This is a genomic window from Gilliamella sp. B3464, from assembly GCF_026536145.1.
GTDB lineage: Bacteria > Pseudomonadota > Gammaproteobacteria > Enterobacterales > Orbaceae > Gilliamella.
In genome coordinates this window covers 24,581-50,110 of record NZ_JAFNOQ010000002.1, presented here as the reverse complement: position 1 = coordinate 50,110, position 25,530 = coordinate 24,581, and the positions used below count along the sequence as shown (strand labels likewise).

The window sequence follows — 25,530 nt, the reverse complement described above, 5'->3', positions numbered from 1 at the left end:
AAAAATAATCTATATAATAGCTTTTTACAATAAAAGCGATAAAATATGCACATAAAAATATATGAATGAAGGGTGTTGCTTTGAAAAAGATTCTTACATTAAGTTGTTTAAGTTTATTGATTGTGGCCTGTACACAGTCAAATCCTGCTGAAATTGAAGATATTTCTGATTCATCATCGAGTAATGGTGTGACACAGGGTTATAAAAAACCACCAGCTAATATTTCAACCGGTGGCAGAATGTCAACGCCGGTGAGTTCACCAACAACTTATTCGACGCCTTCATCAAGACCTGTTACTACAACGACAACCAGTGTTCATAATAATGTGTTAACGACTAATGAACGAACCGTTTATAACCGTAATTATGACGAAATTCCTAAAGGTGGTTACAAAGGCGATACCTATACAGTTAAACGCGGTGATACACTATTTTATATTGCATGGGTAACGGGAAATGATTTTCGATCTTTAGCGGCTAAAAATAATATTAAAGAGCCTTATGGTGTCAATGTTGGACAAGTACTCGATGTAAGTGGCGGCACAACAGTTGTAACGCAAACACAAAAGACAACATCTAATCATACTTCTTCTCCTTCTATGGTTTACATGGATGATGATAAGACTACCGCAGCAGCACAAGCCAAAACTAAACCGGTAATGACAACAACCACTACTACGACTACTACCACATCTGGTAATAATCAACCCCCTAAAACTACTCAAAAAACTGAAACGGTGACTGAGCCACTCAATAATACATCTAGCCCTAGCATCAGTGCGAATAGTTCAGCTAATACACCTGTAACATCCTCGCCGGTATCAAATGTGGCGAATATTGCGTGGCAATGGCCGGCAAAAGGTAAGATTATTGAAAAATTCTCAAATGCAAGCAAAGGTATTGATATTGCAGGTTCATTGGGTGACAAAGTTGTAGCTGCTGCTGACGGTCGTGTTGTTTACTCAGGTAATGCTTTACCCGGTTATGGTAATTTAATCATCATTAAACACAATGATGATTATTTAACTGCCTATGCACATAACCAATCAATTTTAGTAAAAGAGCAACAAGCAGTGAGGGCAGGCGAACAAATTGCCACAATGGGCGCAACAGGGACTTCATCGGTAAGACTGCATTTTGAAATCCGTTATAAAGCACAATCTGTTGATCCATTGAAATACTTATCAAAATAATTGAAGTTTTATGTAAGCTTTATTGATACATAAAACGCATAATGCACGGTGTTTTCCGTGCATTATTATGAATACAAATTTAACCGTTTTATTCTACGAAACAAAGGAGTTATACTCATGGCAGTAAAAAAATTAGTGCTTATTCGACACGGAGAAAGTGTTTGGAATCAAGAAAACCGTTTTTGTGGTTGGACAGATGTTGATTTATCTGAAAAAGGTAAAAAAGAAGCAGCTGAAGCTGGACAACTTTTAAAGAAAGAAGGGTTTACTTTTGATTTTGCTTATACTTCTGTTTTAAAACGTGCAATCCATACTTTATGGCATGTTTTAGATGCAGTTGATCAAGCATGGTTACCGGTTGAAAAAAACTGGAAGCTTAATGAACGTCACTATGGTGCATTACAAGGTTTAAATAAAGCAGAAACAGCGGCTAAATATGGTGATGAACAAGTTAAATTGTGGCGTCGTGGTTTTGCAATTACGCCTCCAGCACTTGAAAAATCAGATGAACGTTTTCCTGGACATGATTCACGTTACAGCAAATTACCTGAATCAGAATTACCATTAACAGAAAGCCTTGCATTAACGATTAAACGTGTGCTTCCTTATTGGGAATCAACTATTGCGCCACGTGTTGCTAAAGGTGAGCGTGTGATTATTGCAGCACACGGTAACTCTTTACGAGCATTAGTCAAACACCTTGATAACATCAGTGATGATGACATCATTGAACTAAACATCCCAACAGGTGTGCCTTTAGTGTATGAATTTGATGACAACATGAAAGTGATTAAACACTATTATTTAGGTAATGCTGATGAAATTGCTGCAAAACAAGCAGCGGTAGCAAACCAAGGTAAAGCAAAATAATTAATATTTAATTTATGCTTAAAAAGGTAGGTATAGCACTTACCTTTTTTATTATCTTAACAATCTCTTTTTTATCTATTTCACTTTACTTCTTGAGAGTCTTATTTTGTCGAAAATATATTACATTTATGCCGTAATGAATGCGGGAAAATCAACCGAACTATTACAAATAGATCATAATTATTTAAGTAACAATATGCAGACTTTATTGCTTAAGTCGTCCGTTGATACACGTGATTCCGCGGTAGAAATTGTATCGCGATTAGGGTTGCGTAAAAAAGCATTATTGCTTGACGATAATAGCGTTGATGAGATCATTGCACTTATCAAAAAAAATAATTATGCCTGTATATTGATTGATGAAAGCCAGTTTTTATCTAAAAGTACTATATGGAAACTATCGGATGTGTGTGATGAATATGGTGTTCCTATGATGTTTTTTGGCTTAAAAACCGATTATATGGGCCATTTATTTGAAGGTTCAAAAACCTTACTTGAAATTGCCGATAATTTTCGCGAATTAAAAACAGTTTGTTGGTGTGGTAAAAAAGCAACAATGAATTTGCTAGAAGGACAAGATGGTAAAATTGTTAAATTTGGTAATTCAATTCATCTTGGTGATAGTGAGTTCCACTCAGTTTGTCGTAAACATTGGAAAGCAGGTCAAGTTAGACCAAAAAGTTAATTTTAGACAGTGTTACTTTATGGACATCACTTAATTTGTCTAACGTTATTTGATTTGAAAAAAGTGTGAATGACTTCTCATTTTTACGATATTGTTTTATTGATTCCTTCAATTTTGTGTCATATTAACTGAACCGATTCAGTTTCGTTTTATTCATTATAAGGAATCACTATGAAAATTAAAATTGTTTCATCTGCTCTATTACTTGGTCTGCTTAGCTGTAATGCCAGTGCAAAAGAGTTTGTCTTAATCGATAACGAAAAAGATATTGCAGAAGGTAACTGGTCGATTTCAAGCAAAGATTTGGGTGTAAAAAATGAAAAATTTACTATTCAAAACACGGTGCTTAAAGGCGGTAAACAAGAAGGAACTGAATTACTAACAATAACAAGTGATGTTTTGACTATTAAATTAATTCCTACTCGTGGCTTAGGTATTTTATCGGTAGAAGGGGAGGGGGTTCGTTTAGGCTGGGATTCGCCTGTTAATGAAGTTGTTAACCCCAAATATATCAATTTAGAAAGTCGCGGCGGCATCGGTTGGTTAGATGGCTTTAACGAAATGATGGTTCGTTGTGGTTTTGAATGGACTGGACATGCCGTTCAAGCCGATGGCATGATGTATACGCTTCATGGGCGAGCACAAAATACGCCTGTATCAAAATTAATTGTCACAATCGAAGATAAAGCACCCTATACTATTAACATTAAAGGTTTAATAAAAGAAAACACATTCAAAAAAAGTCATTTAGAAACGTGGGCATCACTTAGCTATGTGCCAGGAAGTAATGACTTTACCATACACGATGTTGTAACCAATAAGAGTGATTATACCCGCGATTATCAAATCATCTATCATAGCAATTTTGGTACGCCAATTCTTGAAGAAGGCGCTAGATTTGTTGCGCCAGTTAAAGAAATTTCACCTTTTAACGATTATGCGAAAGAAGGATTAGCGACGTGGCAAACTTATTTAGGTCCAACTAAAGATTTTGATGAAATGGTCTTTAACGTTTATCCATTTGCGGATGCAAATAATCACACACAAGTGATGGTCACCAATAAAGCAGGCGATAAAGCAGCAGGTATCGCTTTTAATACCAAACAGTTACCGGTACTTTCGTTATGGAAAAATACCGACACCCTTAAGCAAGGTTATGTGACGGGTCTTGAGCCTGGTACCAGTTTTGCCTATCCAGTGACCATAGAGCGAGAACAAAAACGCGTTCGTCAATTGGCACCTGGTCAAAGTACAGAGTTTACTTTAACGTATAGTTTATTATCGGGTAAAGATGCTGTAAGCAAATATGAAGAGCAAATCAACGCAATTCAGGGTGCGCAACAAACCCAAGTTGTTACTCAACCTATGGCCAAAGAATAACTAACCAATTTTGCTACCAACGCGCAGTTGGTAGCTATCTCATCTATCTATTTTTTCATGTTATTCATCTCTAAAATTATTATCTAAATAAAAGTAGTTTAAAGATGTATTGCTGGTTGATACTTGATTCGCTTTTAATTGGTAGGTATAGTCGGTAAAATTATGTTTATATATATGACTCAACACTTAAACGATGATTTTACGTTGCTAATACTAAAATAGTATTTCACTATTTAAGTGTAATTTTACTAAACGATAAGGATAGAAATGGCAAACCGACGAATAATAATTGGTATTAGTGGCGCAACAGGAATTGCTTATGGTATTAAAGCGTTAGAACTGTTAAAACCGTTAGATATCGAAACGCATCTTGTTATTTCTAAAGCTGCACAAATAACTTGTCGCTACGAAGTCCCCAATATGAGTATAAAACAGATTCAAGCATTAGCAGATAAGGTTTATTCCATTAATAATATTGGTGCTGCGATAGCCAGTGGATCTTATAAAACTATTGGTATGTTAGTTGCTCCCTGTTCAATGCGCTCTCTATCTGCTATTGCGACTAGTTTATCTGATAATTTGCTTACTCGAGCCGCTGATGTGGTACTTAAAGAGCGTCGCCGTTTAGTTTTAATGGTCAGAGAAACACCACTGCATTTAGGTCACATTAACAATATGCAAGCCGTCACTCAAATGGGCGGCATAATATTTCCACCGGTTCCTGCTTTTTATCAACATATTGATACCATTGATGATATGATAACGCATAGCGTTGCAAGAGCCTTAGACTTGTTTGATATTGATATGCCTTGTTTACCTCGCTGGGGTGAGGATATGCAACTTAACAGTAAAATAATTGAATGACATGACGAGCAACAAATTTTGTAGGCAACCTAATCATAAAATCATTGAATTTATCAAAAAACAACATGTGCTTTCGTTATGTGTGATTTTATCGAATAATCAACCTTGGGCATGTAATACCTTTTATGTATTTGATCAAGATTTGATGAATTTATATTTTCTCACTGAGCTAAAAACTCAGCATGCTAATGCAATGCTCAATCAGCCACAGGTAGCAGGTACAATTAGTATCGCGCCCAAAACTGTTGCTCAAATTCAAGGTATACAGTTTGTTGCAATAGCAAAACAGCTAAGTGATCAACAAGCTATGCATGCTTATTCACTGTATTATCAAGCTTTTCCATTCGCTAAATTAATGAAAGCGCCGATTTGGTCACTGGAATTACAGTACATTAAAATGACCAATAATTTACTTGGTTTTGCGCATAAAGATATTTGGACAAGAAACTAATCTTTTTACCGTCAGGTGGTTCAAATTTTCAATTTTAGCCGTTTTTATGTCCATTCAATTCGTTCAAATTGAGTTATTGAATCACTATTCTTATCCAATAGCTCAAATTCACAGCTTTCAAGTAAACTGATTGGCAATCATTAAAAATTAACCTTGTTATAAAAAAAAATTATAAATATATATAAATATATTATTTAACGAGAAAAATACTATTTTGTATTATACTTGCACACCTTAATTTTTTTCATCACTAACATAAATGCGTAAATTAGCCGATCGACTCGACCACTTTTCTGATTCAGTTATCCGCCGGATGACCCGAATTGCAAATGAATATCAAGCTATCAATTTATCACAAGGATTTCCTGATTTTGATCCACCAAAAGAATTGATACAAGCTCTTAAACAGGCTGCTGAGCAAGGTCCTCACCAATATGAAATTACTTGGGGTTCAAAAGAATTTAGACAGTTACTGGCTAAAAAGCAGCAAAAATTGATGAACATTGATATAAACCCCGATGAAAACGTCCTTGTAACCTGTGGAAGTACAGAAGCAATGATGTGTGCGGTTATGACAATTTGTAATCCTAAAGACAAAGTTATCATCTTTTCGCCTTTTTATGAAAATTATGGTGCTGATGCGATTTTATCTGATGCAACGCCAATATATGTACCACTCATTCCACCAACATTTGAGTTTGATAAAAAGCAGCTTAGGCAAGCGTTTGAACAAGGTGCGAAAGCCTTAATCTTATGTAATCCGAGTAATCCATGCGGTAAAGTTTTTACCAAAGCAGAACTTGACTATATCAGTGAATTAGCCATCGAATTTGATGCTTATGTTATTACTGATGAAGTGTATGAACATATGGTTTATGCCCCGCACAAGCACCTTTATTTAGCCAATTTTCCCGGCATGAAAGAGCGCACTATTAGTTGTAGTTCATTATCAAAAACGTATTCGATTACAGGTTGGCGCCTAGGTTATATTATTGCAGATAAAACTATCATTGATGGCTGTAAAATGATCCATGACTTTTTAACTGTTGGCGCCGCTGCACCATTACAAAAAGCCGCTTGTGCTGGCTTATCATTGGGTGATGATTATTATCAACAATTAACTCAAATCTATACTGAAAAACGTCAACTGTTTTTGCAAGGGTTAGATAAAATAGGTCTATCTTATTATGAACCTCAAGGCGCCTATTATGTCTTGGTTGATATTTCGACCTTTAACCCATTTAAAACTGATTTTGAATTTTGTGAATGGTTAATTAAAGAAGTAGGCGTAGCGGCTGTACCGGGATCGGCATTTTTCAAACATCCTGAGTATCGATATATTCGTTTTCATTTTGCTAAACAAGAACAAACGCTGATTGCAGCTTTACAAAGATTATCCAAATTTAAGGAAAAATTATTATGTTTAAAAAATTAATTGCATTAAGTTTTGTTATTTTATCAACATTCACTTTGCTGACCGGTTGTGATGATACTAAAAAAGAGAATCATATTGTTGTCGGTGTTGCTGCCGGACCTTATGGTGATATGTTTAAACAAGCGATTGCACCAGGGCTAGAAAAGAAAGGTTATAGTGTTGAAATTCGGGAGTTTAGTGATTATGTACAACCTAATTTGGCGTTAGCGAATAAAGAAATTGATGCTAATTTATTTCAGCATCTCACTTATTTGAATAATTTTAAACAGGCACGCAATTTAGATATTATCGCAATTGGCTTTGTGCCTACCGCTGGTGCGGGTATTTTTTCTAATAAAATTACTGATTTTTCTCAATTAAAAAAAGGTGATCAAGTCACTATTGCCAATGATGTCACTAATGAAGCACGAGCATTAAGAATCTTGCAAGCCGCAGGTCTTATTAAACTTGATCCAACTGTGGATAAAAATAATCTTACTCCTAATAACATTATTGAAAATCCTTATGGTTTAAATATTGTTCCAATTGAAGCACCGCAAACACCTAGATCGTTAGATAGTGCGGTATTGTCGGTTGTCAATGGTAACTATGCTATTGGTGCCGGTTTAGATTTGTCTAAAGCACTTTATACCGAAGTATTAGATAAAGATCTAAAAAATGTTATTGCCATTCGAAGTTCATCTAAAGATACTTTAGGTAAAGACATTATTGATGTACTTAAATCACCTGAATTTGCGCAAGTGATCGAAGATAAAAATGGTATTTTTTATACTTTCCAAAAACCTGACTATCAATTATTTTAATTATGCAACATACACCTTTAATCCAAGTAAAAAATGTATCGGTGCGCTTTGAGGCAAAAGGCCAAATAGTTGAAGCTGTCAAAAATGTTTCATTTGATGTCAATCAAGGCGAAATTTTTGGCATTATTGGCTCAAGCGGTGCAGGTAAGAGTACATTGGTAAGAACACTTAATCGACTCGCCATACCGTCGTCAGGGCAAGTTATTATCGATGGTGTTGATATTAGCACTTTGAAAGGCCGCCATTTACAGGCCTTTCGTTTTCAGGTAGGTATGATTTTCCAAAATTTTAACCTTGCTTGTTCAAAAACCGTTTATGAAAATATTGCCTTTGTTCTTAAGGCTGCTGGCAAAAAGGGTGATGCAGTAAAAAACCGAGTGAAAGAGCTTCTGACATTGGTAGGGTTGAGCGATAAAGCTTATGCTTATCCTGCCGAGCTTAGTGGTGGGCAAAAGCAGCGAGTCGGTATTGCAAGGGCCTTAGCGAATGAAGCGAAAATATTGCTATGTGATGAAGCGACCAGTGCATTAGATCCAACCACAACCAGCGCTATTTTGGATTTACTCAAACAACTCAATGAAAAATTTGGTTTAACTATAGTTCTTATTACCCATGAAATTGATGTGGTAAAAAAGATTTGTCATCGGGTTGCGGTAATGTCGCAAGGTGAAATTGTTGAGATGAATAACACATTTAATTTATTTGCTTGTCCAAAACAACGCTTTACCCAAAACTTTCTTAATATTGATGAAAATACCCATCTTCCCGATCGAATTAGACAAAATGCTAAAGGCAAACTGGTTAGACTACGCTATATTAATGAAAATACTACGCAACCTATTTTATATCAATCAGCGCTTGAAACAGGCGTCGCTTTCAATATTTTGCATGGTTTTATCGAGTATTTTAACGAGCAAGCGCTAGGCAATTTAGTGATAGAGTTAATTGGTGATCCGGATGATATCTTAAATCTTATTGCAAAGTTACACAATCAAGGTGTGATTATTGAGGAAATAAATTAATGATAAAACTCACCCTTGCTGAAATGGCACAAATGTTATGGCAAGCCGCTTACGAGACTTTTATTATGGTCAGTTGGTCACTGCTTGCTGGTATTTTATTTGGCACAATAATCGGGCTGTTGCTGTTTTTGATGTCTAATCCGTTTTTTTTCAAAAACAGAGTAATGAATAGTATTGCTAACTTTATCATTAATGCGACTCGTTCAATTCCTTTTTTGATTTTAATGGTGACGGTGTTACCTTTAGGTGCTTTATTTGTTGGCACGACTGTTGGACCAAAAGCGGTTATCTTTCCTTTGTCGTTAGCGGCTATCGCTTTTTATGCAAGGTTAGCTGAAAATGCGTTTAGCCAAATAGATAAAGGTGTGATTGAGGCGGCAGTAGCGAGCGGAGCATCACATATTCGCATAATTATTGGAATACTATTTCCTGAAGCTATGGCACAATTAATTCGCCATGCAACGGTAACGACAATTTCGCTCATTAGCTTTAGCTCAATGGCCGGTGTGGTTGGCGGTGGTGGAATAGGTGATTTAGCCATTCGTTACGGCTATCAACGTTATGTCACAGAAATCCTGATTTTATGTATTATCATTCTGATTTTTATTGTGATGTTAATTCAATTTTTAGGGGATAAATTAGCTAATCACTTTGATCGCAGCTATAAATAATCGGTATTAACATGAATACAATTACAACTATTATTAAAGATCCTAACCGAATCATTTATCAAAACAATATTCCAAAATCTCACTTAAGTGATGGACTGCAATTGAAATATGGACAAGCCGAACTACTGGTTTATCCAGTAACAACAGCGGAAGTTTCACAAATAGTTCAATATGCCTATTCAAAAGGGATCAATATTACAACGCGTGGTGCGGGTACGAATTTGGTGGGTTCAACCATTCCTAATGGTGGCATTATTATTGATTTATCTTTAATGAACAATATTGTTGAACTGGATAAAGAGACATTCACAATTACTGTCCAGCCAGGCATTTTATTACAGGATTTACAACAATGGGTTGAAAAGCAAGACCTGTTTTATCCGCCCGATCCTGGTGCAAAAAATGCCACTATTGGCGGCAATATAAGTACTAATGCTGGTGGCATGCGTGCGGTTAAATATGGCGTGACCCGTGATTATGTGCAAGCAATAGAAGTGGTTATGGCTGATGGCAGCGTTTTAAATTTTGGCAGTAAAAATGTTAAAGATAATACTGGGCTTTCGTTAAAACATCTCTTTATTGGCAGTGAAGGGACACTGGGTATTATTACGCAATGCACTTTAAAGTTAATTGCTAAACCAAAAGCTTTCGAAACCTTAATTATTGGTTTTAAAAGTATTGATTTAGCTATAGCAAATATCACAACTATATTACAAACGTTAACACCCACAGCACTGGAGTTTGTAGAACGTCAGGTTGCGCAGTGGGGTGAAAGATATTCAGGTTTTCAATTTCCATTACCCAATGCACAAGCCTATCTTATTGTTATGTTAGATGGTGCTGATCATCAAACTATATTACAACAGCGTCAGCAACTATTGGCTAATTTGACTGATTGTGAACATTTTATTGCAGAAACAGTAGAACAAGCTAGTCAAATTTGGGCAGTGCGCGGGTCGCTAGTTCGCGCTGTTGAAGCGGTGACAGAGCAAGATCCTATTGATATTGTTGTACCCATTAATAAAATTGCTGATTTTATTCATTACACCAAACAATTAGAAGCGAAAACCAGTGTAAGAATGTTAGCTTTTGGACATGCTGGTGATGGCAATATCCATTTATGTCTATTACGCGATGGTAGAGAGCAAGCGCAATGGCAACGCTTACTAGAACAAGTCCATTGTGCTTTGTATCTAAAATGTCATCAATTAGGCGGGCTTCCTTCTGCTGAACATGGAATTGGTACTGCTAAAGTTAACTATTTTAAGCAGGCCATACCAGAAGATAATCGCCAATTAATGCAAGCAATTAAACAGCAGTTTGATCGTAAAAATATTCTTAATAATCAAGTTTATATTTTGCAAATTTAGATGTTTTTTTATTTGTAATTAACTGAAAAGTCTTTGATGATAATCAAAGGCTTTTTGTTATTACCTAAAGCAAAGGTTTGCTCATAAAAATAGGGTAACTTTACACGCTCAATAAACATCATAACAAAACCCTTTTTTTTACTATAATTTAAACTTGTTTATAATCAATAGGTTAAATTTTAATGTAAAAAAGGGTTTTTAAGCCTAAAACAAACATTTATCTTTTGCCTAACAAGCGTTATAGTGTATCGGTTTCTAGTTTAACGCCGTGTAGGTGGTTTAGAAAATAGACCACAATTCTATGCCATTCTGTATTTTGTTTAACGCCGTGTAGGTGGTTTAGAAAAACGGACGATTGCAAACAAATAAATCTAAATTGTTTTAACGCCGTGTTGGCGGTTATAGTTTTTAAAATTCCATTTAAAAAATGCGATTAATGGTTATGCCAGATTTATCTGAGTTAGATGAGTTGCGCCTGTTATCATTTTTAGGTTCTGAATCCTCCCTTTACCCATTGCGGTATATTTTTTATCTGCATGATTAAATGAAGTATTTTTGAGTTTAGTCTTTCGCTTGTTTTATAAATTGATAATTTTAATATGTTATTTGGCCTACATTAAACAATCAACCTCGGCAGTACACATTACTCTTTTTATTAGAAGGTATTAACTTGTGATGCTGGGCGTCATGAATGCAAAATCTTGTTAAATCCTTTATCAATAATTAACATTCGGGATCAAGTTTATGAGTACAATTTTTAAGGGATCTATGCTAGAGTTGAATCCCTTATTTTTCGACTCAGTAGGGAGGTAGGTCTTGAATCTTTCACCTAAAGCGTTTCATTATTTGGGCGTAATTGCTACTATCGCTTCACTTGGTATGTATGTTTCTTATATTCCACAAATCATTGATAATCTTCATGGTTACAAATCTAATCCCACTCAACCATTGGCTGCAGCAATAAACTGTTCGTTATGGGTTTGCTATGGTTTATTGCGTGAAAAGAAAGATTGGCCAATTGCTATTGCCAATTCACCGGGTGTCATTTTTGGCTTAATGGCTTTTTTCACCGCTTTATAAATCGCATTATTGATTAAACTACAGTGAAATCGATCTCAATTCCTGTAGTTTTCTCTCCTTTTTTTTCTTAATTGTGCTGTCGTTGATTATGTTGAATGCATATTTTAATAAAGTTTGAAATTAATACAGCAGCAGGTTAATATTTAACCTTAGTAATAAGATTAAATAAATCAATACAATACGGAGTTATCAACAGGTTTGTTAAATACTTATCAAATAGTACAGTGAATAATTTGCTAGTTATCCCCTTTTAATGGTTTCATCACTGTGCAAAATTTGTTCATTGTCATGTCGTTTATATACTATTATAGTAAAAGCGATTAATTCGATTTTTTATCTGGATTTCAACTTCAAAAAATTTTTGATAAATGTTAGTGGTTTAATTAGAAACGTTGTATTAGCAAAGTCGTACCACAAATCTTGGCAAGATGATCGTTTTGCTGGGTAAAAATCGTGATAAAGGAAGGAAATATTATGACAGAAATTAATCTTTCAGATGAGTTAATAAAAGACTTCATTTATTCAGTTTATCGAAAAGAAGTATTGTTAAATTTAGATGGGGTGATTTTAACTGAAGATGATCGAAAAACGTTACATGAAAAACGAGATTTTGTTAATAGCTTGAGCGAAACAGAACTAGCTAATATTCGATCATGGATCATCAATAAATTAAAATCATTAGAAGATAAACACCATTAAAATTGCGTGAGTTTACTGCGTTTTAGGCGGGCTAATGTTCCTATTATTTTAATAAAAATATTTTTTTATCTTTATCAAAAACACTATAGACAGATTAACCAATAGTTTTATAATGCATTCGATAAAATATCATTTATAAAAAAGGAAATAATATGAAAAAGTTAGCCTTTGTTTTATTCGTTAGTCTACCAATGATAGCTAGTGCATCCAACTGTGATGAGATCAGCGCTAATATCGCAGAAAAAATTAAAAATAATGGTGTTGAAGCCTCTCAATTTCAATTGAAACTCGTTTCATCAAATGAATCTCAACAACAAATTGAAGGGCAAATTGTGGGGTCTTGTGATCGTGGACAACAAAATATTGTCTATGTACGTTATGATTCTGCTAGCAAAGCTGCAAAAAGCACAGATAAAAAAGCAGTTGATACAAAGTCTCAACCTGAGCAACCAAAAGCAGAAACAGTAGCTCCAACTACGACAGCGCCAGTTGATTCTAGTGAACAACAAAAAACGGAAAACCAAACAAGTCCTAACCAAACATCAGAATCAACCACTAACTAGTAATGTTGATAATAAAGCGTCGATTAGAATTAAACATTCAATATCCAAAGCGAGTTTTTGTTAATTAAGTTGTTTAATTTATTTTTCGACGCTGCTCATTAATCCAATATGCTTTGGGCTCAAATTATACCCATTGAATCTGATTTGCTTAATGTCGACAAAAGGCGTAAAACACGTGTTTATTAGGTAAAATCAGTTTTATGCCTTTATAAATTGATTATTTAAGTGATAGTATTTTATGTTTTCATTTTATTCCCTTATTGATTCATGCCAGACAGATTGGAATAGTTATATACAGCATGAGTTTATCGAACAACTTGGTAAAGGAACCTTAGATAAGTCTTGTTTTCAACACTATTTAAAGCAAGATTATCTATTTTTGGTTAACTTTTCGCGGGTTTGGGGACTTGCCGTTTATAAAAGCCGTAATCTTTTAGAAATCAAGCAGGCATTACATAGCCTTAAAGCTATTGTTGAAGTAGAACTGGATTTACATATTGGTTATTGTAAACAATGGCATATCACTGAATCAGAATTAACCCATTTAGTTGGAGCCAAAGCTAACATAGCTTACACCGATTATGTTTTAGATGTAGGCTTAAAAGGTGATATTCTTGACTTACATATTGTTTTAGCGCCATGCTTGATTGGTTATGGCATGATTGCAAATTGGATAACAGCCCAGTCTTGGTATAATGCAGAAAATAATCCTTATACAAGTTGGATCGACATGTATTGTGGTGATGAATTTCAAAAAGCAGTGCAAAATGAAATCAATTGGATTAATGATAATTTATCTAACATCAAGTCAGAACGTTTTGAACAGTTAAAAACCATTTTTAAAACGGCAACCCAGCTTGAAGCTGGTTTTTGGCAGATGGGATTAGAAAAAAGCTGTTAATAATTATCATACTTCACCAATGATGGCAAAGTATGATGTAATAAGGTTATAGCAAATTCGAGTAACTTTGTTTGGTTTTTTCATCCCAAACACTTGCTTGTACTTGTCCAATATGTTTTAGTTGTAACAACAACATGACTAATCGAGATTGTCCAATACCACCACCAATAGTTTGTAATAACTCACCATTGACTAATGCTTGATGCCAAGCTAATTGTAATCGAGATTCATCATGAGTGATCTTAAGTTGACGTTTCAATGCTTCAGGATCAACACGAATGCCCATTGATGAAATTTCAAATGCACTATTTAATGCTGGATTCCAAACTAAAATATCACCATTCAAGCCTTTAGAACCCATTTCATTATCACTACTCCAATCATCATAATCGGGTGCACGGGCATCGTGTTTTTCGTTATTAGATAAATAGCCGCCTATACCAATTAAAAATACAGCCCCCAGTTCTTTAGTAATTGCATTTTCACGCTCTTTTGGCGATAAGTTAGGGTAACGTTTTAACAGTTGTTCACTATCCATAAATGTAATGGATTCCGGCAAAAAGCGTGAAAGGTGATATTTTTCTGATACGGCTTTTTCTGTTGCTTTAATCGCTGAATAGATCTTTTCAACAGTTTGCTTTAGGTAAGTAAGAGTACGATCTTTTGGACTTATTACTTTTTCCCAATCCCATTGATCGACAAATACGGAATGAATTGGTGAAAGCTGATCTTCATCCGGTCGTAACGCTTTCATATTAGTATATAAACCTTCACCCTCAGCAAAATGGTGATCAGTTAATACTTTACGCTTCCATTTAGCTAAAGAGTGAACGACTTCAAATTGTGCATTAGCAATCGTTTTAACTTTAACCTGAACTGCTTTTTCGGTACCAGATAAATTATCTTGAATTCCATCACCAACTTGACTTAATAATGGTGCTTGCACTTCAATCAGGGATAAATTTTCGGCTAACTTATCAGCAAAAAAATGTTTCACAAAGCTTATTCGTTGTTGTTGTTCTTTGAATGATATCGTCATGTTTACTCTCTAATTATTGTCAATTTGTGTATGTAAATTAAACTAGAAAATAGAAATATGCAAGTTTCAATACGGTAAAAATAGATACAAATAGCGATGAGTTTGTCTCTCAACTTTATTGATTATTATAATTGTTATCTATTTTGTGTTAATTGCTGATTAAAAAGAACATTAAGACAAAAATTGAACAATTTAGTGGGTTGCATTTTTAAGTCAGCAACCAAATCGATGAAACTAGGATGTTGATCAGTTTAAGGTAACTATCTGTAAAAACGGATATTTTATTTCAAATTAATTATTATTTAATGATATTATCAGGATAATAAACGTTGAAATCATCCCTCCAAGGGGATTGATACCTGTTATTTTTTATATAATCAACTGATGACAATTGCACAATTGTTTCTTGAATAATGCTAAATATCAATGCTCGGCGTGTATAACTTATTTTATATACCATCAGTCATTTTTTATATCGTAGATTACAAGCTAATCAAACCTGTCAGCATTGCTAAATAGCAATTCTCATGACTGAATCAAGTTGGATCTTTTGCCTAAAAACTTCGACAAAGCTGTTTATAAACTCACAATTGAATGCTAACGCGTATACGACTAACCCCTTTTACCGACCCTTTTTTTTACCAAATATAAAAAATAATAAAATCAATATATTACAAATCACATAAAAAAAAGGGTTTTTTAGTAGCAAAACATCATTTACCTTTCTGCCAACAACAGTTATAGTGGTTTAGCTTCTAGTTCACTGCCGTATAGGCAGTTTAGAAATAACGATTTACAAGGCGCATGGGCGTGTTCAAGTTCACTGCCGTATAGGCAGTTTAGAAAATGAATAATCACCACAGCTTTAAAGTCCTTATGTTCACTGCCGTATAGGCAGTTTAGAAAAGACCATCCGTGCTGGAATGAGATCCTTACGAGTTCACTGCCGTATAGGCAGTTTAGAAATGATTATCTCTAATTGACGCCAATGTTTTTATGTTCACTGCCGTATAGGTAGTTTAGAAATCCAATATTAACCAGGCTTGTGCCACAACTTCGTTCACTGCCGTATAGGTAGTTTAGAAACATCTAGAACATATTTAATTCGGGGAATTAGGGTTCACTGCCGTATAGGCAGAATTCATGTTTGGTCTTGAAATTGTGATATTTTGCCAATCTATATTTTATTCGTGATATATTGCTATTGATTGGTAAATTAATACCAGTAGGTTTTCTGTTAATCATTACTGCTGATAGTTGGCTTTAATTTGTTTATAAAGCGATAGAACTAAGCTTTTAATATTTGTTTTGGTTGACACCTGTAAAGCCGGTATCAACCATGAATAAGCAATGATGTTTGTATGCGAACAGGATTTTACTTACCTATGTCAAAAAATCGTGTTTACTCGGCAAATTTATTTTTATGATCATACCGGTTGTAGTGGATGTCATCACTAATTAAATAGTTATAAATATCATCGACAATTTCGATACCATTTTTTAGGTAGTCTGCTTCACGTTTTTTGCCTCGTTCACCAGGAAAGAATACTTGGCTATTGCCTTTAGCGGGTTTGACATTTTTTAATTGATCGAGCATCGAAGACATAGTTTGTTTGAATATTTCAAGGCCGATAAAATATTCTGGGTTAATGACAATATGTAAATGCCCAAGATCGCGTCCTTTGGATAGGTCTGCATACATTGACGAGACATTTTTACCAAAAGGCAAGCCTAGTAATATCCCCGATAAGATATCAACCATCATCATCAAACCATAACCTTTTGCGTCAGCAATCGGTAATAAAGCATTGACTTTATGAGGATCGGTGGTTGGTTCACCGTGCTCATCAACGGCCCATGTTGGCGGAATAGGAGCGCCTTTGGATCGTGCATAAAGTACTTTACCCCAAGCTTGCACCGTAGTTGCCATATCAAATGATACAACTCGCTCATCGGCCGTTGGGGCTGCAAATGCAATTGGATTGGTACCAAAAAATTCTTCGGCTCCACCATAGGGTACAGCCATTGGATCTGATTGACACATTGAAATGGCAACTAAATTTTGTGCAGCTGCCATTTCGGTAAAGTAACACAGTGATCCACTGTGTGACATACGGCGTATACCGACGACCGCGACACCATTCTTCTTCGCCATTTCAATGGCTTTATCCATGCCAACTTTGGCAGCAACCAAACCACAGCCATTATCAAAATCGAGAATGGCGCTCGCTGGACCTGTTTCTTTATAAGTGATGTTAGGATTAACGGTCATGCCACCTTTCGCAATACGTTCTGCATAATATTCTACTCTTACTGCACCATGTGAATGAATGCCTCGGGCATCAGCAAAAGCTAACGCATCGGCAGCAATGCTTGCATGTTCCTGACTTAAACCGGCTTTATGCATTTTATTCGCGATTAGATCGTGTAATGTTTTTCTGTCAACTCGCATAGTAAACTCCCTTAAATATATGTTTTACCTGTTTGGTTATCTTATTTTGTAATGATTGTACCTTTGGTACCCGCTAATAAGGACTCTATATCCGTTAGCGTACCGATATAGGCTGTATTGCTGGTTTGTTCGACAAATTCAATGACAGATTTGACTTTAGGACCAATAGCGCCATCTTCAATTGCCAGTGGTTTTAACCGTTCAGCATTGACATGGCGTAGCGCGGTTTGTTGTGGTGTGCCCCAATTTTCGTAAACCGCATCAGCATCAGTTAAAATCATCAGATGATCAGCTTTAAGTTGTATGGCTAATTGCGCTGCACTGTGATCTTTGTCGATAACCGCTTCTATACCTTGATAACCAAGTTGATTTTTAATGACAGGTATACCGCCACCGCCATTACAAATGACAATAGTGTCTTGGTTAAGTAATTGTTTGATAGCATCGATTTCGAGGATTTTTTGCGGTTTGGGGGACGGCACTACTCGACGTAAATACTGTCCATCTTGTTTAAATTGCCATCCATATTGTGTTTGTAACTGTTTCTGTTGCGCTGGTTGATATACTGGTCCTATATACTTGGTAGGATCTTTAAAAGCAGGGTCGTTGGGATCAACTTCAACTTGGGTCAGCACGGTGACAACATGTTTAACATGTTCGTGTTGCTGTAAACTGCGACCTATCATATACCCGAGCATACCTTGCGTTTGGGAAACCAGAATATCGAGTGGGTAGGCAGCAACCTGTGTATAAGCCGCATTTTGTAGTGCTAATAAACCTACTTGTGGGCCGTTGCCATGCACAATCACTAAATTATATTTTCCCGCTAGTTTTGCGATAAGCTGGGTTGTAGCATCAATGTTTCGATATTGATTCTCTATTGATAGTGGTTCATTTCGTTTAGAAATTGCATTGCCGCCTAATGCAATAACAATCAGTTCCATATGATATCCTTGATCATTTATTAAAATTGCTTATTGTTTTAAAGTATTAACACATTTACTCGCCATTCACTGTGTTTTCTTGTTAATATTTAGCTAATTAAATGCGGTAATACCGCTTTTTTTGTCACTGTCCGAATAAGAAAGTGACCTGGTTTTTAATGATGTATTTACCTACTTAGTCATTCATAGATTCGCTTTATTCGTCTATCGATATTGTTTTGGTAACTGTAGTTGCTTAACTCAGCTCACCGATTTGGCTTCAGAAACAAAATAGTACGCTGCTTTAAATTTCGACATCACGATGGCAATCTTTTGAATAAATATAACTTAATGGCTCTTTACCCACGGCATAACAAGCTTGCAATGCATAAGCGCCCATAAAAATATAGTCATCTTTTTTGACCGGTATCCACTCATTGTCAAGCAAGTACATACCTTCACCACTGAGTAAATACGCGCCATGTTCCTGAACATGAGTTTCAATATAGCCATGACTTGCGCCTGGTTGGAAAGTTAAAATATGAAAGTTCATATCAAAGCCAAGTTCTTTTGGTAATAAGTCTTGCACAAATACATTATCCATATTCTCATAATGAATATTTTCCAGATTGATAACATGGTTCGAAACAACCCGAGCTTGGTATCCATCAAGCGGGGTATAACGTCTTTTGTACAAGAATAGGCGAGATGAGCTGGTCATATTTTGTAAATAAAGTTTTACTCCGCAAGGACAGTAAAGATAGCCGCCTGTTTGTAAATGAAACGGTTGTTGATCAGCTTTAGCGGTTATTTCGCCTTGAATAACATAGACAAAAACTTCAAGATCTTTACCACCAAATCCTTGTAGGTTTTTGCCATCTTTATGCATGGTGACTAAATAATCAACAAATGACGCGCCCAATTTAGGGGTTGATAAAATGGTGATGTCACAATTATCAAAACCAGGAATGATATTTTTTACCAATCCATCAGGCGGAATGAGCGCGTAATTTTGTCGTTTAATAATTGCTCTTGATGCTAATAAGTCTTTTGGGTAACCTGTGTTGTTGTTGATATATCCCATAATTATCTCCTTGGAACATATTGATTTTTTACTTCGGCTGACTATTTTTTAGGTAATACAATAGCGCGCCATTAAAAACAGCTTAGTTTAGAAAAATGTGTGTTGCCGATCATAAATATAATGATCGGCACAGATTATTAATTGTTATTTGCGCTTTTATGCATGTTAAGAAGGAAGAACAGCACGGTTGCAACAATTAAAATAGCAATTGCCACATAGAATCCGGTAATTTTGGTGCCGGTAAAATCTGCTAAATAACCTGTTAATGGTGGCGCGATAACAGACGAGCTCATACCAAAAAAGTTAAATACGCCAAACGAAGTGCCATAATTGGTTTTAGGGGCAGTTTCGGCAACATGTGAAATCAGAATTGGTTCTACAGTTAATTTACCAAATAAACCGTAAAAAACTAATCCAGCGAGTAAGAAAGTAATCGTTGCTGATTGCACTGTAGTTAGTAATGTTGCTGCGGCGATTAGTTCAAGTGCAATGATAAATAATAGGCGTTTATTTCTGTATTTATCAGAAATTTTACTGATGATTAATGCCCCAGGAATAGCTGCAAATGCAACTAAAGAAGACGCAGAGCCAATGCTACCACCAGTAAAACCACGTTCTGTTTCAAGAAAGTTAGGTAACCAACTGACAATCATATAATAACCATAGCATGTGGCAAAATACATGATATATGATGCAACCATCTGACTACTAAAAAAGCTATGTGTTTGTGATTCTACTTGATCAACAGAGCGTGTGTTAGCGGTATTTTCATGTTGTTTTGCTTGTTTAATTTTCGGTTGTTCTTTAATAATAATTGCAAAACCTGCAACTAAACAAAGTAGCAATGCAGCAATTATGTATAACATGTATTGCCATGGCATGCCTAATGATTTGACTAAAAAGCTTGTTGCTAACAAACTAATCCCCATACCTAAAGCCGAGCCGGTATTGATAATTGCTGATGCAAAGCCACGGTGCTCTGACGGAATATTTTCAGCTGAAAGTGACCATGCCGAACCATAATAAGAACCACAGCCTAAACCAGCAAGCAAACTACCAATATAGATCATTGTGATTGAATGAGCATTACCGATCATTAACGCAGCAATAGTGAAGAGTAAAAAGCCGGGGATAACTACCGCTTTTTTACCAAACTTATCAACTAACATACCTGCGGGTATTTGCATTGCGGTGTAGGCAAAGAAGTAACAACTGGCAATGAGTCCAAGAGCAGTATTGGATTGTGGTCCTATAGTTTGTTGAACTTCTGGAAAAATCGCGGTTAATACTGGGCGATAAATCCACATAACTGTCCAACCTAGGCATAATAATACAACGATTTTATGCCAGTATTTAATTCCACCCGTTTTTTCTATTATGGTCATGTTAATTCCTTATTATTCTTGATAAGCTAATTTATATAGGGCGTGCGTGAGTGCTTTAATGCCTTCTACTAAATCTTTTGTGTCTGTATCTTCAGCAGGATTGTGACTAATACCTTTAATGCTTGGCACAAATAACATTGCTGTAGGCACACGTGGCGCAAATATTTGTGAATCATGACCCGCACCACTGTGCATTACCCGATAACTGAGTTTTTCTTCTTTACATATCGCTTCTAACATTTTGATTAGCTTGTTATCCATCGGGATCGGATCTTCATCCATCCAGCGATTTATGTCGATTTCAAGACCAAGTTCGTTGGCGATACGCAGCATATCAGCTTCGATTTCTTCGGTGAATTGAACTAATTGGGCTTTATTCGTATGACGACAATCCATAGTGAATAATACTTCACCGGGTACAACATTGACGACATTTGGTTTGGGTTCTACGTGACCAAAAGTAAGCACAAGTGGATCACCAACTTTGATTGCTTTGTTGATTGATTCATTACAGATTCGACTAAATGCATACACCGCATCTTTACGATATCCCATAGGCGTTGTACCGGCGTGATTGGCTTCACCAACTAATCGAATGTTATAACGTCGTTGACCTACAATACTGGTTACAACACCAATACTTTTTTGTTCTTTTTCTAGAACGCCACCTTGTTCAATATGAATTTCTAAAAACGCTTTAATATTGTCGCGTGCAGGTTGAGTATTGAATTTAAATCCACATGTTTGCATGGCATCAACAAATTTTATGCCTTCGCTGTCTTGTATTGTTTCGACATCGTGATGATTAGCGATAGCAAATACATTTTTACTGCCCCAAAAAACGTAAGGAAAACGGCTACCTTCTTCTTCTGCCATCGAGATTAACTCTAATGTGCGTAGTGGTTGACCATAGTTTTCTTTCAGGTATTGCATTGCAAGTAAAGCCGCTATAATGCCTAACTGTCCATCAAGTTTTCCACCGTTTACTACAGTATCAACATGCGAACCTGACATGATAACTTCATTTTTGTATTTACTGCCTTCAAATCGTCCATATAAATTTCCAATGTCGTCAAAATAGCTATGCATGCCAATTTCGGTCATTCTTTGTTTCAGTGCATTTTGGGCAGCGAGCCATTCGGCGCTATAGAGTAGGCGCGTTGTACCACCTTGTTTTAATCCGCCAAAGCTAGATATCCAGTCTACTGCGTTAGCAACATCATCATATAAGATATTCATGTGTATTTACCTGTTGTTCAACTTGTTACTGTCATTAAGTGTCTTTATATATAATGAAACACATTAAAAGTGAATTTGTCATCTACCATACTATTAATAGCAAATAATAATGTGATCAAACTAGCTTTTTTATTTTTTTAAAATTTAATTAAATTAATGAATTGGTATTATAAAAAATTTTTTAATAATCATTTATGTTACTGATTTTAATATGTTTTATTTTTTATGATTAATCGTCAATTTGTGACATCCAACCTATTTATTCACTATTTTTTACGTAATATATAAATACAATCTGTAAATTAGATGTGATAGTGTCATACTATTTATTGTTATCAATCAGAATTATCAAAAACGGGTAACAGGATGCCACCTGTAAAATCAATCATTCCCGTCTATGAAAGTATCTCAATAAGTAATAAGTGAGTATTGTCTATATCTAAACAGAACTTAATTTTTTCATAACTGAAAGGCCAAATCTCATGATTCAATCTTTTATAAAAAAAGGCAGCTTTCAAGATTCAGTTAGTTTAATGCTAATTTCAAAAAAACTCAGTAATCTTGACGAAGTTGATGAAGTTTCCGTCATGATGGGTACCCCAGCCAATAAATCGCTGCTTACTGCAACCGGTTTTTGGGATGATATGTTTAATGAAGCAACACCCAATGATATTTGTGTGGCCATTAAAACCCATGATAATTCTTGTAATGTGGTGGCGTTGATTAGTGAACAATTGGAAGATGCGTTAAAAAATATTGCGCAGCAACAGCAAGGCGGGCGTAAATTACTCAAAGCAAGACGTTTTGCTAGCGCTAATCAAAAATTGCCTGATGCTAATTTGGTGCTTATTTCTATAGCCGGTGAGTATGCTGCTGGGTTGGCTGAACAAGCTTTGGATGATAATAAAAATGTGATGATATTTTCGGATAATGTCTCACTTGATGATGAAATTCGCTTGAAAACCAAAGCGTCAGAAAAAGATTTGATTGTAATGGGACCCGATTGCGGTACTGCCATTATTGCTGGTGCACCTTTAGCTTTTGCCAATGTCATTCCAAAGGGAAATATTGGTGTAATTGGTGCATCTGGAACAGGTATTCAAGAAGTTATTTCACAAATTGCCTTATTAAATCAAGGGATTACTCAAGCTATTGGTTTGGGTGGGCGGGATTTATCTCAAGAAGTCGGTGGCATTAGTGCGTTAACTGCGTTAGATATGCTAGCTGCGGATCAGGCAACACAGGTGATCACGTTTATTTCTAAGCCACCAGCAGAAAGTGTGCGTAAAAAAGTGATTTCTGCCATGAAGTTGATTAACAAGCCAATTGTTGCAATATTTTTAGGTTCTAACATAGATAAACCACAAGATGAAAACATTTATTTTGCCAGAACGTTGGATGAAGCGGCGCGATTATCATGTTTATTAGCTAAAGTAGAAGCAAGTGCAACTCAATTAAGTCATGCGGAACATCGTTCTATTTTAGGTTTATATACTGGCGGCACATTAGCTTCAGAAGCGGCGATGTTACTTGCTCACGAGCTTGGCTTAGCTGTTAGCAAAAATCATGATAAAGGCATCATGTTAGCGCAAAATGGTCATAAGATAATTGATCTTGGTGATGATTTTTATACTGTAGGTCGCCCACATCCAATGATTGATCCTTCAATTCGTGAACAAGAAATTTGTCAGTTAGGTGATAACACAAGTGTTGGTGTTCTATTATTGGATTTGGTTATTGGCTATGGCGCTAATACTAACCCTGCCGAATCCATTATTACTGGTTATCAAAAAGCGTGTGCTAAACGTGCTGCTGATAATCCTTTAATTGCCATTGTTACTGTAACCGGTTCTGAGCAAGATCCACAATGCCGTAGCAAGCAGATTGATGCCTTAAAAGCTGCCAATATTGTGGTAATGGACAATTTACCGGAAGCAATTTTATTGGCAAAAAAACTCATTTCACCATTAAAGCAAATACGTTCGTTAAAACAGTACCCATTACTTGATCATATTAGTGTGATTAATGCAGGTCTTAGAGGCTTTGCTGACGATCTTCAAGCATCGAATGTGCCTGTTGTGCATTATCAATGGGCACCAGTAGCGGGTGGTAATCAAAAATTAGCGGCTATTTTGAAGAAATTAAATTAAGAGGTTTTGACAATATGAATACATCAATAAATGAAGCAAATCAAGCTATTATTGAACGAATTAAAGCGGCTAGGCCTCATTGGATTGGCGTAGTTGCAGCAAAAGAAGCGGTACCAACGTTAGCACAAGGACAAAAATTATTGCATGCTGGCCCACCTATTGTTTGGACTGATATGACAGGACCAATGCAAGGTGCTTGTATTGGTGCCTGTTTATTTGAAGGTTGGGCGAAAGACGAAAATGAAGCTTTACAGTTATTACAGTCAGGTAAAGTAGAATTTATTCCTTGTCATTCAGTCAATGCCGTTGGTCCAATGGGCGGAATTACCTCTGCTAATATGCCAATGGTTGTTGTTGAGAATGTTACTCATGGTAACCGAGCATACTGTAATTTGAACGAAGGCATTGGTAAAGTCATGCGCTTTGGTGCTTATGGTGAAGAAGTCTTAAATCGTCATCGTTGGATGAAAGAATCATTAGGTCCAGCATTAAATGATGCACTTAAACTATTTGATAAAGGCATTGATTTAACTGCATTGATGGCGCAAGCCATTACTATGGGAGATGAATTTCACCAACGTAATATTGCCGCTTCTGCATTATTATTACGTACATTGTCACCAAAATTAGCTGTACTTAAACGTAGTCAAGAAGAGATGGCAAAAATCTTTGATTTTTTAAGTGTCACAGATCAATTTTTCTTGAATTTAGCAATGGCATTTTGTAAATCCGTAATGGATAGTGCCGCCCAGATTCAAGCTGGTACTATTGTTACAGCGATGACACGTAATGGTAAAGATTTTGGTATTAAAGTTAGTGGTCTTGGTGATCAGTGGTTTACCGCTCCAGTAAATACACCTCAAGGACTATTTTTTACCGGTTATTCACAGCAAGATGCTAATCCCGATATTGGTGACAGTGCTATAACTGAAACTTTTGGTATTGGAGGCGCCGCAATGGTTGCTGCGCCAGGTGTTACGCGATTTGTTGGTGCTGGTGGTGCTGATGTTGCGTATGAGGTATCAGAAGAGATGAGCGAAATATTTTTAGAACATAACATGCTATTTCAAATACCATCTTGGAATTTTCAGGGCTGCTGTATGGCATTAGATATACGCCGAATTGTTGAAACAGGAATCACACCATTAATCAATACCGGTATTGCTCATAAAAAGGCAGGTGTTGGTCAAATTGGCGCAGGAACAGTGCGTGCACCGTTAGCTTGTTTTGAAAAAGCACTAGAAGCACTGGCTAAAAAGCTCGAAGTATAA

23 protein-coding genes and 1 CRISPR repeat array are annotated in these 25,530 nt (G+C 35.9%); of the genes, 17 read left to right on the top strand and 6 right to left on the bottom strand.

The genetic code is table 11. The features are described 5' to 3' along the window. Positions 1 to 80: 80 nt before the first annotated feature. The 15 genes from nlpD (at position 81) to tenA (ending at position 13,987) form a co-directional block, all read left to right on the top strand. Complete coding sequence (nlpD, locus tag J3U57_RS02590; protein ID WP_267343877.1) at positions 81 to 1,193, top strand: murein hydrolase activator NlpD; 1,113 nt, start codon at positions 81 to 83, stop codon at positions 1,191 to 1,193. Between the two features lie 117 nt (positions 1,194 to 1,310). Beyond that, positions 1,311 to 2,063, top strand: a complete 753-nt coding sequence (gpmA, locus tag J3U57_RS02585; protein ID WP_267333013.1) for a 2,3-diphosphoglycerate-dependent phosphoglycerate mutase — start codon at positions 1,311 to 1,313, stop codon at positions 2,061 to 2,063. A gap of 106 nt (positions 2,064 to 2,169) precedes the next feature. Continuing rightward, entirely contained in the window at positions 2,170 to 2,748 is a 579-nt protein-coding gene (locus J3U57_RS02580; RefSeq protein WP_065633379.1) for a thymidine kinase, read from the top strand. A 171-nt stretch (positions 2,749 to 2,919) separates the two neighbouring features. Beyond that, complete coding sequence (locus tag J3U57_RS02575; protein ID WP_267333012.1) at positions 2,920 to 4,128, top strand: aldose 1-epimerase family protein; 1,209 nt, start codon at positions 2,920 to 2,922, stop codon at positions 4,126 to 4,128. 267 nt (positions 4,129 to 4,395) lie between these two features. Continuing rightward, positions 4,396 to 4,992, top strand: a complete 597-nt coding sequence (locus J3U57_RS02570; RefSeq protein ID WP_267343878.1) for a UbiX family flavin prenyltransferase — start codon at positions 4,396 to 4,398, stop codon at positions 4,990 to 4,992. 1 nt (position 4,993) lies between these two features. Continuing rightward, positions 4,994 to 5,443: a pyridoxamine 5'-phosphate oxidase family protein gene (locus J3U57_RS02565; RefSeq protein ID WP_267343879.1), complete on the top strand. Its 450-nt coding sequence runs from the start codon at positions 4,994 to 4,996 to the stop codon at positions 5,441 to 5,443. Between the two features lie 259 nt (positions 5,444 to 5,702). Then, complete coding sequence (locus J3U57_RS02560; RefSeq protein WP_267343880.1) at positions 5,703 to 6,878, top strand: pyridoxal phosphate-dependent aminotransferase; 1,176 nt, start codon at positions 5,703 to 5,705, stop codon at positions 6,876 to 6,878. Next, positions 6,863 to 7,681 carry a MetQ/NlpA family ABC transporter substrate-binding protein gene (locus tag J3U57_RS02555; RefSeq protein ID WP_267343881.1) on the top strand — a complete coding sequence of 273 codons (819 nt, stop codon included), beginning with the start codon at positions 6,863 to 6,865 and terminating at the stop codon, positions 7,679 to 7,681. Before J3U57_RS02560 ends, J3U57_RS02555 begins: the two co-directional genes overlap by 16 nt. 2 nt (positions 7,682 to 7,683) lie before the next feature. Further along, positions 7,684 to 8,703, top strand: coding sequence for a methionine ABC transporter ATP-binding protein (locus J3U57_RS02550; protein ID WP_267333008.1), 1,020 nt, complete (start codon positions 7,684 to 7,686; stop codon positions 8,701 to 8,703). Continuing rightward, positions 8,703 to 9,374 (top strand): methionine ABC transporter permease, encoded by a 672-nt coding sequence (locus J3U57_RS02545; protein ID WP_369126354.1) that lies wholly within the window; start codon positions 8,703 to 8,705, stop codon positions 9,372 to 9,374. The genes J3U57_RS02550 and J3U57_RS02545 overlap by 1 nt, the downstream gene beginning before the upstream one ends. Positions 9,375 to 9,385: 11 nt before the next feature. Further along, entirely contained in the window at positions 9,386 to 10,744 is a 1,359-nt protein-coding gene (locus tag J3U57_RS02540) for an FAD-binding oxidoreductase (protein WP_267343882.1), read from the top strand. Positions 10,745 to 11,560: 816 nt separating this feature from the next. Further along, positions 11,561 to 11,824 carry a SemiSWEET family transporter gene (locus J3U57_RS02535; protein WP_081297501.1) on the top strand — a complete coding sequence of 88 codons (264 nt, stop codon included), beginning with the start codon at positions 11,561 to 11,563 and terminating at the stop codon, positions 11,822 to 11,824. A gap of 474 nt (positions 11,825 to 12,298) precedes the next feature. Further along, positions 12,299 to 12,523, top strand: coding sequence for a hypothetical protein (locus J3U57_RS02530; protein ID WP_267343883.1), 225 nt, complete (start codon positions 12,299 to 12,301; stop codon positions 12,521 to 12,523). A gap of 152 nt (positions 12,524 to 12,675) precedes the next feature. Then, entirely contained in the window at positions 12,676 to 13,086 is a 411-nt protein-coding gene (locus tag J3U57_RS02525; RefSeq protein WP_267333006.1) for a DUF1161 domain-containing protein, read from the top strand. A gap of 238 nt (positions 13,087 to 13,324) precedes the next feature. After that, positions 13,325 to 13,987 carry a thiaminase II gene (tenA, locus tag J3U57_RS02520; protein WP_267343884.1) on the top strand — a complete coding sequence of 221 codons (663 nt, stop codon included), beginning with the start codon at positions 13,325 to 13,327 and terminating at the stop codon, positions 13,985 to 13,987. Between the two features lie 46 nt (positions 13,988 to 14,033). Here tenA and asnA read toward each other — a convergent pair whose 3' ends face one another. The 6 genes from asnA to allC form a co-directional block, all read right to left on the bottom strand. Next, the gene (gene asnA, locus J3U57_RS02515; protein ID WP_267343885.1) at positions 14,034 to 15,026 is read right to left on the bottom strand and encodes an aspartate--ammonia ligase; all 993 of its coding nucleotides are present in this window, start codon (positions 15,024 to 15,026) and stop codon (positions 14,034 to 14,036) included. Between the two features lie 758 nt (positions 15,027 to 15,784). Beyond that, positions 15,785 to 16,112: a CRISPR direct-repeat array (repeat unit 28 nt; unit sequence GTTCACTGCCGTATAGGCAGTTTAGAAA). A 316-nt stretch (positions 16,113 to 16,428) separates the two neighbouring features. Further along, on the bottom strand, positions 16,429 to 17,478 hold the full coding sequence (allD, locus tag J3U57_RS02510) for an ureidoglycolate dehydrogenase (RefSeq protein ID WP_267343886.1): 1,050 nt from the start codon (positions 17,476 to 17,478) through the stop codon (positions 16,429 to 16,431). Between the two features lie 41 nt (positions 17,479 to 17,519). Next, complete coding sequence (locus tag J3U57_RS02505; RefSeq protein WP_267343887.1) at positions 17,520 to 18,422, bottom strand: carbamate kinase; 903 nt, start codon at positions 18,420 to 18,422, stop codon at positions 17,520 to 17,522. 283 nt (positions 18,423 to 18,705) lie between these two features. After that, complete coding sequence (allE, locus tag J3U57_RS02500) at positions 18,706 to 19,485, bottom strand: (S)-ureidoglycine aminohydrolase (RefSeq protein WP_267333002.1); 780 nt, start codon at positions 19,483 to 19,485, stop codon at positions 18,706 to 18,708. Positions 19,486 to 19,622: 137 nt separating this feature from the next. Continuing rightward, positions 19,623 to 20,870 carry an MFS transporter gene (locus J3U57_RS02495; RefSeq protein WP_267333001.1) on the bottom strand — a complete coding sequence of 416 codons (1,248 nt, stop codon included), beginning with the start codon at positions 20,868 to 20,870 and terminating at the stop codon, positions 19,623 to 19,625. A 12-nt stretch (positions 20,871 to 20,882) separates the two neighbouring features. After that, positions 20,883 to 22,109: an allantoate deiminase gene (gene allC / locus J3U57_RS02490; RefSeq protein ID WP_267343888.1), complete on the bottom strand. Its 1,227-nt coding sequence runs from the start codon at positions 22,107 to 22,109 to the stop codon at positions 20,883 to 20,885. A gap of 482 nt (positions 22,110 to 22,591) precedes the next feature. Between allC and fdrA the strand changes: the two genes are divergently transcribed. Both fdrA and J3U57_RS02480 read left to right on the top strand, forming a co-directional pair. Beyond that, a complete protein-coding gene (fdrA, locus tag J3U57_RS02485; protein WP_267332999.1) occupies positions 22,592 to 24,259 on the top strand; it encodes an acyl-CoA synthetase FdrA in 1,668 nt (555 codons plus the stop codon). 14 nt (positions 24,260 to 24,273) lie between these two features. Further along, the gene (locus J3U57_RS02480; protein ID WP_267332998.1) at positions 24,274 to 25,530 is read left to right on the top strand and encodes a DUF1116 domain-containing protein; all 1,257 of its coding nucleotides are present in this window, start codon (positions 24,274 to 24,276) and stop codon (positions 25,528 to 25,530) included.

What these genes read in the sequence shown, in the direction of transcription:
- gpmA (WP_267333013.1), top strand. Translation starts at nt 1,311, where the DNA reads ATGGCAGTAAAAAAATTAGTGCTTATTCGACACGGAGAAAGTGTTTGG.
- J3U57_RS02575 (WP_267333012.1), top strand. Translation starts at nt 2,920, where the DNA reads ATGAAAATTAAAATTGTTTCATCTGCTCTATTACTTGGTCTGCTTAGC.
- J3U57_RS02570 (WP_267343878.1), top strand. Translation starts at nt 4,396, where the DNA reads ATGGCAAACCGACGAATAATAATTGGTATTAGTGGCGCAACAGGAATT.
- J3U57_RS02565 (WP_267343879.1), top strand. Translation starts at nt 4,994, where the DNA reads ATGACGAGCAACAAATTTTGTAGGCAACCTAATCATAAAATCATTGAA.
- J3U57_RS02560 (WP_267343880.1), top strand. Translation starts at nt 5,703, where the DNA reads ATGCGTAAATTAGCCGATCGACTCGACCACTTTTCTGATTCAGTTATC.
- J3U57_RS02555 (WP_267343881.1), top strand. Translation starts at nt 6,863, where the DNA reads ATGTTTAAAAAATTAATTGCATTAAGTTTTGTTATTTTATCAACATTC.
- J3U57_RS02550 (WP_267333008.1), top strand. Translation starts at nt 7,684, where the DNA reads ATGCAACATACACCTTTAATCCAAGTAAAAAATGTATCGGTGCGCTTT.
- J3U57_RS02545 (WP_369126354.1), top strand. Translation starts at nt 8,703, where the DNA reads ATGATAAAACTCACCCTTGCTGAAATGGCACAAATGTTATGGCAAGCC.
- J3U57_RS02540 (WP_267343882.1), top strand. Translation starts at nt 9,386, where the DNA reads ATGAATACAATTACAACTATTATTAAAGATCCTAACCGAATCATTTAT.
- J3U57_RS02530 (WP_267343883.1), top strand. Translation starts at nt 12,299, where the DNA reads ATGACAGAAATTAATCTTTCAGATGAGTTAATAAAAGACTTCATTTAT.
- J3U57_RS02525 (WP_267333006.1), top strand. Translation starts at nt 12,676, where the DNA reads ATGAAAAAGTTAGCCTTTGTTTTATTCGTTAGTCTACCAATGATAGCT.
- tenA (WP_267343884.1), top strand. Translation starts at nt 13,325, where the DNA reads ATGTTTTCATTTTATTCCCTTATTGATTCATGCCAGACAGATTGGAAT.
- asnA (WP_267343885.1), bottom strand. Translation starts at nt 15,026, where the DNA reads ATGACGATATCATTCAAAGAACAACAACAACGAATAAGCTTTGTGAAA.
- allD (WP_267343886.1), bottom strand. Translation starts at nt 17,478, where the DNA reads ATGCGAGTTGACAGAAAAACATTACACGATCTAATCGCGAATAAAATG.
- J3U57_RS02505 (WP_267343887.1), bottom strand. Translation starts at nt 18,422, where the DNA reads ATGGAACTGATTGTTATTGCATTAGGCGGCAATGCAATTTCTAAACGA.
- allE (WP_267333002.1), bottom strand. Translation starts at nt 19,485, where the DNA reads ATGGGATATATCAACAACAACACAGGTTACCCAAAAGACTTATTAGCA.
- J3U57_RS02495 (WP_267333001.1), bottom strand. Translation starts at nt 20,870, where the DNA reads ATGACCATAATAGAAAAAACGGGTGGAATTAAATACTGGCATAAAATC.
- allC (WP_267343888.1), bottom strand. Translation starts at nt 22,109, where the DNA reads ATGAATATCTTATATGATGATGTTGCTAACGCAGTAGACTGGATATCT.
- fdrA (WP_267332999.1), top strand. Translation starts at nt 22,592, where the DNA reads ATGATTCAATCTTTTATAAAAAAAGGCAGCTTTCAAGATTCAGTTAGT.
- J3U57_RS02480 (WP_267332998.1), top strand. Translation starts at nt 24,274, where the DNA reads ATGAATACATCAATAAATGAAGCAAATCAAGCTATTATTGAACGAATT.